The following is a 13,280-nucleotide window of genomic DNA, read 5'->3' on the forward strand; positions in this document are numbered from 1 at the left end:
GCCGGGGCGCGATGACCGCCATCGCGTCACGGCCCGCCTCAACGGAAGATATCGATGACCATCAATGGCAAGGCATACATCGTCGGGGCCTACGAGCACCCGACCCGCAAGGCGCCGGACAAGACCGTGGCGCAGCTTCACGCCGAAAGCGCCAAGGGCGCGCTGGAGGACGCGGGGCTCACGCTGGCCGATGTCGACGGCTATTTCTGCGCCGGCGACGCGCCGGGCCTCGGCATGGTCAACATGGTCGACTATCTGGGCCTCAATGCGCGACATGTCGATTCCACCGAGATGGGCGGATCGTCCTATATCGCGCACGTGTCGCATGCCGCGCAGGCCATCGCTGCCGGCAAGTGCAATGTGGCGTTGATCACGCTGGCCGGGCGCCCGCGCTCGGAAGGGTCGAGCGGCACGCAGGCGCGCAACTGGGGCGCGAACCTGCCGGACCAGCCCTTCGAGGCGCCCTTCAGCCCGGTAACGGTGAACCTCTATGCAATGGTGGCGCAGCGCCATATGTACGAATTCGGCACCACGCCGGAACAGCTCGCATGGATCAAGGTGGCCGCGTCGCATCACGCGCAGCACAATCCCAACGCCATGCTGCGCGAGCTGGTCACGGTCGAGGACGTGCTCAATTCCCCGATGATCTCGGATCCGCTGCATCGGCTCGATTGCTGCGTGGTGTCGGACGGCGGCGGCGCGCTGATCGTGGCGCGCCCGGAAATCGCCGCCACGCTCAAGCGCCCGAAAATCAAGGTGCTGGGCGCGGGCGAGCATGTCAAGGGCCTGCTGGGCGGCCATGTCGATCTGTCATGGTCGGCAGCGCGCGTATCCGGGGCGGCGGCGTTTGCCGAAGCGGGCGTGACGCCCGCCGATATCCAGTACGCGTCGATCTACGACAGCTTCACGATCACCGTGCTGATGCAGCTCGAGGATCTGGGCTTCTGCAAGAAGGGCGAAGGCGGCAAGTTCGTGATGGACGGCAACCTGATTGCCGGCGTCGGCAAGCTGCCGATCAACACCGACGGCGGCGGCCTGTGCAACAACCATCCGGCCAATCGCGGCGGCATCACCAAGGTGATCGAAGCCGTGCGCCAGTTGCGCGGCGAAGCGCACCCCGCCGTGCAGGTCAAGGACTGCGGCCTGGCGCTGGCGCAGGGAACCGGCGGGTACATGGGATCGCGCCATGGCTCCGCTACGCTGATCCTCGAACGTGAATAAGGGATGACAACCATGACCACTCCTTACGTCCCCTCGCCGTTCAAGGCGCCCGACGAACTCCCCGACAACGCCGCCTTCTGGCAGGCCGCGCGCGAAGGCCAGCTGCTGGTGCGCCACTGCAAGGGCTGCGGCAAGCCGCACTGGTATCCGCGTGTGCTGTGCCCGTTCTGCATGGGCGAGACCGAATGGAAATCCGCCAGCGGCTTCGGCGAGATCTATTCGTTCAGCATCACACGCCGCGCCGGCCCCAATCCGTTCTGCATCGCCTATGTGAAGCTGGACGAAGGCGTGACGATGATGACCCACATCGTCGATACCGATCTCGACAGCGTGCGGATCGGCCAGCGCGTGAAGGTGCGCTTTGCCGATTCCGAAGGCGGTCCGCCCGTGCCGGTTTTCGCGCCGGTCTGACGCGGGAGACAGACATGCCGATCAGCTATCAGCATCTACGCAATCGCGTGTTTGCGCCGGTACGTCAGCGCTACACCGCGCGCGACACCATGCTCTATGCGCTAAGCCTGGGCCTTGGCAACGATCCGATGAACGCACGCGCGCTGCCCTTCGTCTACGAAGGCGCGCCGGGAGGCCTGCGCGCACTGCCGTCTCAGGCGGTGGTGCTCGGCTATCCCGGCTTCTGGGCGCGCGAGCGGGACACCGGCATCGACTGGGTGAAGCCGCTGCACGGCGAACAGCGTCTGCGCCTGCATCGTCCGCTGCCGGCCGAAGCCGAGGTGGTGGGACATAACCGCATCACGCATCTGACCGACAAGGGTGCAGGCAAGGGCGCCGTAATGGTGACGGAACGCCGCCTGGAAACCGCGCAGGGCGAATTGCTGGCCACGGTGCAGCAGATTTCGTTTCTGCGTGGCGACGGCGGCTACAGTCAGCAGGACGGCGGCCAGCCCAGCGACGAACCGTTGCCCGCGCTGCATCCAACGCCCGAAGACCGCGCACCCGATTTCATCGACACCCAGCCCACGCGGCCGGAAGCAGCGCTGCTGTATCGGCTGATGGGCGATTTCAATCCGCTGCACGCGGACCCTGCGGTGGCCACTGCGGCGGGATTCGAGCGGCCCATACTGCATGGTTTGGCCAGCTACGGGCTGGTGGCGCATGCGCTGCTGCGGCAATGTGCCGATCACGATGCAGCGCGGCTGCGGGCGCTCGATATCCGCTTTACCGCGCCGGTGTTCCCGGGCGAAACGCTGGTGACGGAGATCTGGCGCGATCCCGCGCACGCCAACCAGTTTGCGCTGCGCGCGCGTGTGCTGGAACGCGACAAGGTCGTGCTCAGCCACGGCTGGGCGGAAATCGCCTGACCGCCAATCGAACCGATATGACAACGCCATCCGATCCGGCCAACGGCCTGCCGTCCCCCTCATCGCAAACCGGCGCACTGAGCCATCTGCGCGTGCTCGATCTTTCGCGCGTACTGGCCGGGCCCTGGTGCACCCAGAATCTCGCCGACATGGGCGCCGATGTCATCAAGATCGAGAAACCCGGCGAGGGCGACGACACGCGGCGCTGGGGCCCGCCATACCTGTGCGGCGACGACGGCCCAACCAGCCAGGCCAGCTATTTCGCCGCGTGCAATCGCAACAAGCGCTCGGTGACGGTCGATATCGCCACGCCCGAGGGACAGGCGCTGATCCGCGAACTGGCCGCGCAAAGCGACGTACTGATCGAAAACTACAAGACCGGCGGGCTCAAGCGCTATGGCCTCGATTACGACACGCTCAGCGCGCTGAATCCGCGCCTGATCTATTGCTCGATCACCGGCTTCGGCCAGACCGGCCCTTACGCGGCGCGTCCCGGCTATGACCTGCTGGTGCAGGCCATGAGCGGCCTGATGAGCATTACCGGCCAGGCCGACGGCGAGCCTGGCGCGGGACCGGTGCGCGTTGGCGTGGCCGTGATCGACGTGTTCACGGGCATGTACGCCACCACGGCGATCCTTGGCGCGCTGGAAGCGCGGCATCACACTGGGCGCGGCCAGCGCATCGATATCGCGCTGCTCGACGTGGCGATGGCGGTGCTGGCCAACCAGGGCACCGGATATCTGAACGCGGGCACGGTGCCGACGCGCCAGGGCAATACGCATCCCAGCGTGGTGCCGTATCAGGATTTCCCGACGCGCGATGGCGACATGCTGCTGGCCATCGGCAACGATGGGCAGTTTGCGCGCTTCTGCGAAGTGGCAGACGTAGATTGGGCGCGCGATCCACGCTATGCGGCAAACAGCAGCCGCGTGGCCAACCGGCAGACCTTGATCCCGATGATGAGCGACATCACGCGCAAGAAGACCACGCGCGAATGGATCGGCCTGCTGGAGGCGGCATCGGTGCCCTGCGGGCCGATCAACAATATCGCGCAGGCGTTTGCCGACGAGCAGGTCCAGTATCGCGGGCTGCGCGTCGAACAATTCCGCTATGGGTCGTCGGCGGAGGCCAGCAACGACGCCTCGGCCGATCCGGTGAACCGCATCTGCACCACGGCCAGCCCGTTGCGATTGTCGGATACGCCCACCACGCTGCGCCACGCGCCGCCCGCGCTGGGCCAGCATACCGATGAGGTGCTGCGCGACACGCTGCATCTCGGCGCGGGAGAGATCGCGGAACTGCGCGCCAAAGGTGTGCTGTAGCGCCGTGGCGGCAATGCGTCTGGCCATCGAGGCGCGCAGCCAGCCCCAGCACCCCGCCGCCAGGAAGATCGAGCGCGCCGCGGCGAATTAGCGCAGCGCTGCGGCGAATTCTTCGAGCTGCGTGATCACAGTGTTCCAGCCGTCGAAGAAGCCCATCTTCTCGTGCTGGTCGCGCCCCGCTTCGTCCTGATGCATCACCTTGGCCGTGTAGCGGCATCCCGCGCCTTCGTCCTCCATCGTGACGATTGCGGTAAAGCCCAGCCACGGCTTGGCGGGACGCCAGTCCGCTTCGAGCATCGATGAGAACACGATGCGCGATTGCGGCACCACGTCGAGAAAGCTGCCGCGATTGTCGCTGACACCGCCGTCCGGGCCCTTCATGACGGTGTGGAAGGCGCCGCCGGCGCGCAGATCGAAGGCATGCACTTCCGTGGTCCACGGCCTGGGGCACCACCACTGCACCAACAGGTCCGGTTCGGACCATGCGCGCCACAGTGCGGCACGCGGTGCGCGCAAGACGCGCGTGATGATCAGATCGCGGGAATCAGCGCTTGCGGCTGCGGCTGCGGTTTGCGTCATCGGTTGTCTCCTGTTGATGAAGGTTTTCGACAAATGCCACCATGCGGTCCGCGCGTGCCTCCCACATGGCGCGTTGCGCGGCAATCCACTGCTCGGCCTCGGACAGCCTGGCCGGCACCAGTTCGCAGGTGCGCGTGCGACCGAGCTTGCTGGTGCGGATCAAGCCGCTGCGCTCCAGCACGCCGATGTGTTTCATGAATGACGGCAGCGCCATGTCGAACGGTGCGGCCAGCACCGACACGGGCTGCGCGCCGCCGACCAGCGCAGCGACGATCGCACAGCGCGTGGGATCGGCCAGCGCCTGGAACACTTCGCTGATCTGAGCTTGATAGTTAGCCATTGAGCTAAGTATATGCAGGCATGCTGCGCGCCGCAAGTTTTCACGCGCACGCCGTGTCGGGTGGAAGTGTGTGGGGGTCGAATGAAGGAAGCGCAGACGCAAACTCCGCCAGGCCACCGGCGCTTGCGACGACAAAAGCCCGCTCGATGGAGCGGGCCGGTAATGCGTTTGCAGCCATTTGCAGCCCGTGACTTCAAGCCGGGCCGCGGTGCCAGGCGCTTACTTCTTCGCGCCGTCCGTGTACGGATCGGCCTTGCCCACGCGGGCGCCGTCCAGATACGGATCGGGCTTGCCGGTCTTGGCGCCGTCCGTGTACGGATCGGTCTTGCGCGGCGCCAGGTCGGTGCGGGTGCTCGACTTCGATTGCACATCGAACTTGTCGGCCTTGCCAGACTTGGCGCCATCCAGATAGGGATCCGGCTTGCCGGTCTTTGCGCCGTCGGTGTACGGATCGACCTTCCTTTGCGCCTGCTGCGCGTGGGCCAATTGCACGGCGCCCAGGGCCGTCAGGGCTGCCACCATCAACGTCGGTACGGTCTTCTTCAGCATCATCATCCTCTCAGGTAAGGGCCAGACATCGCCCAGCATGCCCCGTATCGGCGCGTCGCCTGATCGGATTTGCCCGTCTTTTTTCAATTTGCACAGCCATTCAGCGCGGCGCCCGCTGCGGGCAACGCGCCGAGTCGATCAACTGGCCAGCTTGCATGCGCTGCGTCCAGACGCCGAACCCCAGCGCCAGCACACTGACCGAGGCGCCCAGCGCGCAAACGCCATGCCAGCCACCATGCGCATAGGCCAGCGTGGCGCCCATCGCGCCCAGGCCGCTGCCGGCCGCATAGAACAGCATATAGAGGCCGATCAGCCGACCGTGGGCGTTGGCGTGGGTGCGCACGATCAGGCTTTGGTTGGTCACATGCAGCGCCTGCGCGCCGGCGTCCAGCAGCACGATGCCCAATGCCAGAAGCCACAGCGACGCATCCATGCGCGACAACGGCCACCATGCAAGCAGCAGCAGGACCAGCGCCATCACGGTCACGCGCGGCGCGTAGCCGTCATCGACCCAGCGGCCGGTGCGCGCCGCGGCCAGCGCCCCGGCCACCCCGACCAACCCGAACGCACCGATGACGGTGTGGGCAAGGTGGAACGGCGGCGCGCTGAGGGCAAGCGCCAACGCGCTCCAGAAGATATTCAATACGGCGAACATCAGCAGCGCCAGGATGCCCCTGACCTGCAGTACCGGCTCGGTGCGTAGCAGCCAAAACATCGATGCGATCAGCCGCCAGTACCCGAGCGGCGCGGCGGCGTCGACCAGGCGGGGCAGACGCCGCCACAGCGGCACGGCCACGCACGCCATCAGCAGTGCCGCCAGCAGGTACACGCCACGCCAGCCCGCAAGATCGCTGACCGCCCCGGAAAACGCCCGCGCCGACAGCAACCCGATAAACACCCCACCCTGTGCGATGCCGATCACCCTGCCCTGCTCCCGCGCGGACGCTGCGCTTGCCGCATAGGCCAGCAAGCCCTGCGTCATCGCCGTGCCGAGCAGGCCCACGCCCAGCATGCCCACCAGCAACATCGGCGCCGATCGCGCCATGCCGACCAGCACCAGCACACCGACCAGCAACGCGAGCTGAATTCCCATCAGGCGGCGGCGCGGCAAGACATCGCCGAGCGGCACCACCAGCAGCAGCGCCAGCGCGCATCCCACCTGCGTCATCGCGACCACGCCGCCGACCAGCGCCGGCGCCATGGCGAACTCCAGCGCCAGCGCATCGAGCAATGGCTGAGCGTAATAGACGTTGGCCACGCTCAGGCCGCTGGCCACGGCAAACAGCATCAGCAAGCCGCGCGGCATGTCGGCCCGAACCGGTGGGACACTCATCGCAAATACCTCGTCATGTGGTTGCAAAATGAAACTCGTTGAATGCTAGGGCAACAGGTTTTAAAATGCAACCACATCAGAATCACCGAGAAAGCCGATGCCAAGCCAGCCCGAACCCGCAAACCAGCCGTGCCCGGTAGCGCGATCGCTCGACGTGATTGGCGACCGCTGGTCGCTGCTGATCGTTCGGGATGCATTCGATGGCGTGCGCCGCTTCGGCGATTTCCAGCGCAACCTTGGCGTGGCGCGCAATATCCTGGCGGGGCGGCTGCAGAAACTGGTGGAGGCCGGCGTGCTGCAAACCCAGGCGGCGTCCGATGGGTCGGCCTATCAGGAATACGTGCTGACGCCGCGCGGCGAACGTCTGTTCCCGGTGGTCGTGGCGTTGCGCCAGTGGGGCGAGCGCAATTTGTTCGCCAGTGGCGAGCGCCATTCCGTGCTGGTCGACCGGCGCACGGGCAAACCGGTGGGACGCATGGACCCCATGACCCGCGACGGCACCGTGATCAGGCCGGCCGACACCGAGGTGCGCAAGGTCCGGTAGCGATGGCACGCAGTGCATCGCCGCACGCCAAAAATACTGTCCCTATCTGGCCCAACGTTGTGAGCCTATGGACGGCCGATGCGCCCGCCGGCGCAGCGCCTAGGCGGCAGCCGATGCACCGCGCTGGCCGGCCGCGACGATCACGTGCGCCTGAATCCTGCCGCTCACCGGGCCGTCGCCATGGCGCTGCGCGATTGCGTGCGCCGCGCGCTCGATCGCCACTTGCAGCAGCCCGGCATCGCGCGCCTCGATTTCGCCGCGTAGTGGCGTTCCCAGACAATAAGCCGTAGCGACATCGCGCGCCGAATCCGCGCGGCTGACTTTCTCCAAAGTTTCGATTGCGATGTCGGCAAAGCCGGCGCGGCGCAGATCATCGCGAATCCGCGCAACATCGTGATAGCCGTGCGGCGTGCGGGCGAGGAATCGGGGTGGATCGTCGGCAAACGAGGCGGCAACAGCCTGGGTGACTTCGTCGGCAAACGCGTTGTGCTCGATGCGATCCCAGACATTGAAAACAAGCCGGCCGCCGGGCCTGAGCACGCGACGCGCCTCGGCGTAGCCGGCAACGCGGTCGGGAAAGAACATCGCGCCGAACTGGCAGCAGACGACGTCGAAGGCGCCATCGTCGAACGGCAGGTGCAGCGCATCGGCCTGCCGCCATTCGATCCGACTGTCGGCGCCCTGCCGCGCGGCGGCATAGTCGAGCATCGGCTGGTTGAGATCGGTGACCACATAGCGGGCTCGCGGGCCGAGGCGCGGTGCCAATGCGCGCGTGACCGCGCCGGTGCCGGCAGCCGTTTCGAGCACCGCTTCCGGCGAGCCGGCGGCCACGCGCTGCGCCAGGTCGTCGGCGTAATCCGCGAAGATCAGCGGCACCATCAGCTTGTCGTAAAACCCGGGGATCGAGCCAGCAAAGATCGTGTCGCGCTCAGTCATATTGCCCCCCCTGAAAGCCGTTGCGGGCCCCGCGCCGCTGCCCATCGGGCGCGCGGGCCAGCGGCCACGCACCATGGTGAACGCGACGGCCGGCGTCGTCAATTCAGCCATTAAGACGCGCGTTTGTGATGCTATATTCCCCACGCCTGCACGGGCATCCGAGATGCCTTGCGGGTGCCGCCGCTTACGCTCCGCCGAACCGGTTGAAGGCGTCAAAGCCCGTTGAGAAACTCGATTAGCGCTGCGTTGACCACGCCCGGTGCTTCCTGGGGTAGCCAGTGCCCCGCCGCCGCTACAACTTCAGACTTGCGCAGATTTGGCACTGTCTTGGGCATGGCATCGATCATTTCCCGCATGCCGGGCATGGCCAGCCCCGTATCTCTTTCGCCCACAAGGTAAAGGGCAGGCACTTCGATGCGCAGCCCCTCGAACGCGGCTTGCATTTCCCAATTTCTGTCCAGATTGCGATAGTAGTTCAGGCCGCCTCGAAAGCCGGAGACTTCGAAGGCGTGCACGAACTCTTCCAGATCGGCGGCCCCAAGCCAATTCGGCAAAGACGGGAAATCATCGAGAGTATCGAGATATGGCTTGTCCCGCGGCACCAATCCAAACGGATTCGGAGTGCTGGCGTCGCGAACGCCGACGTCGCCCGAGGCGGAAAAATAGATCTTGCGCAGCGTCGCCCCAACGTCAAGCGCAAGCTCGCGGTCGGCAAGTCCGCATTCGGAAAAGTAATGGGTGTAAAACCACGCCTGCTCGTTCTGCGGAAAGAGGCGACTTGGTGCGCAGGGCGCGCGACTCATCATCGGCACGCCAAGCGCCGCGACACCGCGAAATCGATCGGGCCGTAGCATTGCCGCCTGCCACGCAATAGTTGCGCCCCAATCGTTTCCGACGACCACGGCTTGGCTTTCACCGAGTACGCCAACGAGCGCAACAAGATCGCCGATAACGTCGAGCGTCGTGTATTGCCCGATATCTTCGGGGCACTCGCTTAAGCCGTATCCGCGCAAGTCCGGCGCGACAGCATGAAAACCGGCTTGCGCCAGTGCTGCGAGTTGATGCCGCCACGCATGCGAGGTCTCTGGAAACCCATGGCAAAGTAGCACCAATGGCCCGTTGCCCTGCTCAGCAACATGCAATCGGATGCCATTGGCTTCAATAAAGCGATGACGGTGGGCGGTCATGTGGGCTCGGTCTTATGATCGTTTGCAACACGGATTGCGTTAGCGTAACATCAAACATTACGGAACATCAATAGATCGGTTTTCATGCGACTCGACACCCGACTGGCCCGGCTCCTGCACGTTCTCGTGCACATGCATCTACGCGGTGGTTCGACCACATCCGACAACATCGCACTGATGCTTCACACCAACCCGGTTGTGGTGCGAAGAACGATGGCAGCGCTGCGGGACGCCGGCTACGTCCAGTCTGCGGGCGGACGAGGGGGCGGGTGGGAACTCGCGCGAGATCCGGAGGATTTCACGGTAAGGGATGTCTTCGAGGCGATCGCCCATACGACGCTTTTCGCACTGGGCCCCGCCGATGACAATCCGGCATGCCCGGTAGAGGCTGCCGTAAATCGCTATCTCAATGACGCCCTTGGTGCCGCGGAAGCGGCGATGCTGCGGATCTTTGGCAAGAAGAGCCTGGCCACAATCGCCCGCGATGTCACTGCATCGACATCGGGAGAATCCAGCGGCCAAGTCCAAGGCCCAGCGAATGGAAAGCTGCGGCAGACTGGGCGTTAACACGACGAATTCGGCTGAATCGCCGGGAACGCCACGACTGCCACTTCAGCCGATGTTGCTGTGCGCATCCGCTCCCAGGTATTGCGTGATGTCGACGTGATCGATCTGCTCCGGCCGCATGAAGCGCTGCGCATAGCGCAGATACACGCCGGAGGTCAGAAACAGCTCGAACAATTCCGGATCGATATGGTGCTGGTCGCGGGCCATTGCCATGATGCGGACCGATTCCGATAGCGTCTTGGCCGGCTTGTATGGCCGATCGGCCGCGGTAAGCGCTTCGAAGACATCGGCAATCGCCATCATTCTGGCCAGCGGGCTCATTTGTTCGCGATGCAGCCGGCGCGGATAGCCGGTGCCATCCATCTTCTCGTGATGGCTGCCGGCGATTTCCGGCACCTGCCGCAGCGCCTTGGGAAACGGCAGTAGCGACAGCATGATCTGCGTCTGCACGATATGGTCCTCGATCTTGAAGCGCTCCTCTGTGCTCAGGGTGCCGCGCCTCACCATCAGGTTGTGCAGCTCGCCCCGGTTGTAGAGATGCCGCGGCGTATCGAGCTTGAAACCCCACGGATTGTCGGCAGGAATCGTGTCGTGTGCGGTGCGCTCGATGATGTGTTCGTCCTTGTCCGCCAGCAGCGGCTCCCATGCGGGCAGCGGCTGCGCCGGCACGCGCGCCTTGCGCGACAGTTCCTCGCGCGAGATGCCGAGCCGGTCGTCCAGCGTGCGTTGCCAAGTGCGCGATGCCACCTGCAGCAGGCGGTCCTTGTGCGCGGCGTCCATGAACTCCGCACCCTGGTTGCAGGTGGCGACAAAAGCGAAGTCGTCGTCCAGCGCCTGGCATGTCTGGTCACACCGGGCCCTGGCGGCGTGCTCGTCTTCGCCCGCTGCAATTGCGCGCAGGTAATCGATTTGCGCATCGCGCTTCAGCACTTCAAAACGCATGCGAATCTCGTGGATGCGATCGTGCAACGTTTCCAGCTTGGTGGCCTTGTCGATGATGTACTCGGGAGTCGTCACCTTGCCGCAGTCATGCAGCCACGCGGCCACATGCAGCGCCTCTTTTTGCGTATCGGTCATCTGGAACGACTTGTACGGGCCCTCGGTGGCATCGCAAGCAGCGGCCGCCAGCATCTTTGCCAGATGCGGCACACGTTCGCAATGGCCGCCGGTATGCGGGCTCTTGGCGTCGATGGCGCCGGCCAGCAACTTGATGAACGCATCGAACAGCACGCGTTGTGCCTCCGTCAGCGCGCGCACCTCGATGGCGCCCGCGCACAGCCCCGACAGCGTCCTGACGAAGGCAAGCTGGGCCGCTTCCATCGGGGTGTCGCGCAGCAACAGAATCACGCCCTGCAGCTCTTGCTGGCGCGTGACGAGCGGAATCGCCACGGCATGGCTGGCGTCGCCGCACACCAGTCCTTCCAGGCCGGCGGCGCGCAGCGCGTCGATCGGCATGGCGCCGGCCTGCGGCGCCAGCGACACCGCCGCGGAACGGACCAGCGGCGGGGCCTGTTCGATGGTGGTCGGCGGCACGCGGGCCGACGCATCCTCGCCGGCCCGGTCCAGCGCCGCCCCGGTGTTCAGTGCGTCATCATCGGCCAGGTAAAGCACGCCGGCGCGCCCACCCGCGGCGTCGAGCGTCTTGCGCAACAGCAGCGGCAACAGGGTTTCCAGCCGCGATTCGGCCGAGATTGCCGTCGCGATCGCCAGAAAGCGCTGAATGGTCTGCCGCATGCTCTCGGTGGCCGCGGCCAGCGCATTGACCTCCTTGATGCGCGACCGCGCGGCGACCGGATCAAAAAAATCGAACCTGCGGATGGCCTCGACGCCCTCGGCCAGCTTCTGCAGCGGATGCGAAATCCGCCGCGCCGCGAGCCAGATCAGCGGCATTGACAGCAATATGACCAGGGCCGTTGCCGCCAGACTCACCAGCGCGCGTTGCCGCGCATCTTTCAGCAGTTCCGCTTGCGGGATGGCCGACACCAGGAACAGCGGATCGCCGTCGCTTGGCGTCACGCGGTCGATCTGGGTGTACCAGGTCCTGCCGTCAACCGACTCTGTCGCGGCCGCCGAAGCCTTCGCGCCCAGCCTTGCGATACCCGCGGCCACGTGCGTCAGGATTGGGATACGGTAGCGGGCCGCCGAGGCCGGCACGTCAAGCTGGATCGCGTCGGGCGCTGCGTCGGACTCGGGCGGCCTCCGGTCGACCGCAAGGACCTTGCCGCCTGCATCCAGCAGCGCAAGCACCGACCCCGGCGTGGTCTCTTCGCGCGCCAGCATCTGGCCGAGCGAATCGAGCCTGAAATCTCCGCCGACCACCGCCTGCCGGCCCTGGGCCGGCACCGCCAGCGTTGCGCCCGCGTCCTGGTCGGCAAAGAACATATAGGGATCGGTGCGGATCAGGCCGCCCGCCGCCATCGCACGGACGTACCACGGTCGTTGCCGCGGGTCGAACTTGCTCGCGAAATCCGCGTCGTCGGCCTGCCCCACCACTGCCAGGCTCGCATCGAGGAAGATCAGCCGACCCGTTGGTTCTTTGGTGCCTGTCGCCGCCGCATCGACGCTGCGCACGACGTAGGCCGCTGGTTGCGGCGCCCTGAACAGCCGGCGTTCGGCGTCGGTGCGCAGCAGCCGCATGTAGAAGAAGCTGCCATCGGCGTAACCGAGGTACAGCGACTGCAGGATCGGGGACGTCTCGAGCGCGTCGCGAATCAGCGCGAGCCTTTGCAGGCGCTGATCGAGGGACCGCGCATCGGCAAGCGAGCTATGACTGATGAGCTTGACGGCCATCTGCGCCGGGTTCATCAGTTCCTCCACCTCGTCGAGCGTGTGGCGGCTGATGCGGCGCGTGGCATCGGCAGTGGCGGTTTCCAGCGCCTGCTTGGTCATGACGAAGTTGATGGCGCAGGTCAGCGCCCCGACCACAAGCACCAGGCTCCCGAAAAGCATCCACAGATGGACGTGAAGCGGGAGATCCCTGAGCTTTGGCATTGAATGTCCTTGGTGGGCGTCGCCTGACGCTTCCGGCGCTTGCAATCGTGGCGTTTGTCGGGGAAAGAGATTTATCGATATCCCCGGATATCTTTACGACACTTGCGATCTTAGGATGATTTACCAGCATTTGCGATATCGATGATCGCGCCCGCCGCGGCGGCTGTCGTCGCGACGCGCGCAGCCTTGTCCGCGGAATTGTTTGCTTCCAACAGGAATCGACCCAGTCTGAGAATGCACACACATACAAAATCGGGAAGTAGGCTTGACGTCAATAACGGTTCACGTCGGGCTTTGCCAACAAGCTGCGGTCTGCGTGTGGGGCGACCCAAGGATTTCCGGGACTGGCATCCCACCGCACACTGCAAGCGATCTCAAAGGGGGAGATGACG

The 13,280-nt window shown here is 65.3% G+C and carries 13 protein-coding genes; 6 read left to right on the forward strand and 7 right to left on the reverse strand.

Annotation, left to right across the window (positions count from 1 at the left end):
- Positions 1 to 54: 54 nt before the first annotated feature.
- The 4 genes from F7R19_RS15905 to F7R19_RS15920 are packed head-to-tail and all read left to right on the forward strand — an operon-like array spanning position 55 to position 3,862.
- On the forward strand, positions 55 to 1,221 hold the full coding sequence (locus F7R19_RS15905) for a thiolase domain-containing protein (protein ID WP_150981213.1): 1,167 nt from the start codon (positions 55 to 57) through the stop codon (positions 1,219 to 1,221).
- A gap of 12 nt (positions 1,222 to 1,233) precedes the next feature.
- Positions 1,234 to 1,632 (forward strand): Zn-ribbon domain-containing OB-fold protein, encoded by a 399-nt coding sequence (locus F7R19_RS15910; RefSeq protein WP_061956898.1) that lies wholly within the window; start codon positions 1,234 to 1,236, stop codon positions 1,630 to 1,632.
- A gap of 14 nt (positions 1,633 to 1,646) precedes the next feature.
- Positions 1,647 to 2,540 (forward strand): MaoC family dehydratase, encoded by an 894-nt coding sequence (locus tag F7R19_RS15915; protein ID WP_150981214.1) that lies wholly within the window; start codon positions 1,647 to 1,649, stop codon positions 2,538 to 2,540.
- 17 nt (positions 2,541 to 2,557) lie between these two features.
- The gene (locus tag F7R19_RS15920; protein ID WP_150981215.1) at positions 2,558 to 3,862 is read left to right on the forward strand and encodes a CaiB/BaiF CoA transferase family protein; all 1,305 of its coding nucleotides are present in this window, start codon (positions 2,558 to 2,560) and stop codon (positions 3,860 to 3,862) included.
- Between the two features lie 87 nt (positions 3,863 to 3,949).
- Here F7R19_RS15920 and F7R19_RS15925 read toward each other — a convergent pair whose 3' ends face one another.
- The 4 genes from F7R19_RS15925 to F7R19_RS15940 form a co-directional block, all read right to left on the reverse strand.
- Positions 3,950 to 4,441 carry an SRPBCC family protein gene (locus tag F7R19_RS15925; protein WP_061956895.1) on the reverse strand — a complete coding sequence of 164 codons (492 nt, stop codon included), beginning with the start codon at positions 4,439 to 4,441 and terminating at the stop codon, positions 3,950 to 3,952.
- Positions 4,407 to 4,781 (reverse strand): ArsR/SmtB family transcription factor, encoded by a 375-nt coding sequence (locus F7R19_RS15930; protein ID WP_061956894.1) that lies wholly within the window; start codon positions 4,779 to 4,781, stop codon positions 4,407 to 4,409. Before F7R19_RS15930 ends, F7R19_RS15925 begins: the two co-directional genes overlap by 35 nt.
- A 219-nt stretch (positions 4,782 to 5,000) precedes the next feature.
- Complete coding sequence (locus F7R19_RS15935) at positions 5,001 to 5,330, reverse strand: hypothetical protein (RefSeq protein WP_061956928.1); 330 nt, start codon at positions 5,328 to 5,330, stop codon at positions 5,001 to 5,003.
- A gap of 100 nt (positions 5,331 to 5,430) precedes the next feature.
- Positions 5,431 to 6,663 carry an MFS transporter gene (locus F7R19_RS15940; RefSeq protein ID WP_223506044.1) on the reverse strand — a complete coding sequence of 411 codons (1,233 nt, stop codon included), beginning with the start codon at positions 6,661 to 6,663 and terminating at the stop codon, positions 5,431 to 5,433.
- Between the two features lie 97 nt (positions 6,664 to 6,760).
- On the opposite strand from F7R19_RS15940, the gene F7R19_RS15945 reads away from it, so the two are divergent.
- Positions 6,761 to 7,207 (forward strand): winged helix-turn-helix transcriptional regulator, encoded by a 447-nt coding sequence (locus tag F7R19_RS15945; RefSeq protein WP_150981216.1) that lies wholly within the window; start codon positions 6,761 to 6,763, stop codon positions 7,205 to 7,207.
- A 99-nt stretch (positions 7,208 to 7,306) separates the two neighbouring features.
- Here the strand turns inward: F7R19_RS15945 and F7R19_RS15950 are convergent, their stop codons facing one another.
- Both F7R19_RS15950 and F7R19_RS15955 read right to left on the reverse strand, forming a co-directional pair.
- On the reverse strand, positions 7,307 to 8,143 hold the full coding sequence (locus tag F7R19_RS15950; protein ID WP_150981258.1) for a class I SAM-dependent methyltransferase: 837 nt from the start codon (positions 8,141 to 8,143) through the stop codon (positions 7,307 to 7,309).
- Between the two features lie 212 nt (positions 8,144 to 8,355).
- Positions 8,356 to 9,330: an alpha/beta fold hydrolase gene (locus tag F7R19_RS15955; protein WP_150981217.1), complete on the reverse strand. Its 975-nt coding sequence runs from the start codon at positions 9,328 to 9,330 to the stop codon at positions 8,356 to 8,358.
- A gap of 84 nt (positions 9,331 to 9,414) precedes the next feature.
- Between F7R19_RS15955 and F7R19_RS15960 the strand changes: the two genes are divergently transcribed.
- Positions 9,415 to 9,897: an RrF2 family transcriptional regulator gene (locus F7R19_RS15960; protein ID WP_150981218.1), complete on the forward strand. Its 483-nt coding sequence runs from the start codon at positions 9,415 to 9,417 to the stop codon at positions 9,895 to 9,897.
- Between the two features lie 45 nt (positions 9,898 to 9,942).
- Here the strand turns inward: F7R19_RS15960 and F7R19_RS15965 are convergent, their stop codons facing one another.
- Positions 9,943 to 12,888, reverse strand: coding sequence for an HD domain-containing phosphohydrolase (locus F7R19_RS15965; RefSeq protein ID WP_150981219.1), 2,946 nt, complete (start codon positions 12,886 to 12,888; stop codon positions 9,943 to 9,945).
- Positions 12,889 to 13,280 lie beyond the last annotated feature (392 nt).

The organism is Cupriavidus pauculus (assembly GCF_008801835.1).
Classification (GTDB): domain Bacteria; phylum Pseudomonadota; class Gammaproteobacteria; order Burkholderiales; family Burkholderiaceae; genus Cupriavidus; species Cupriavidus pauculus.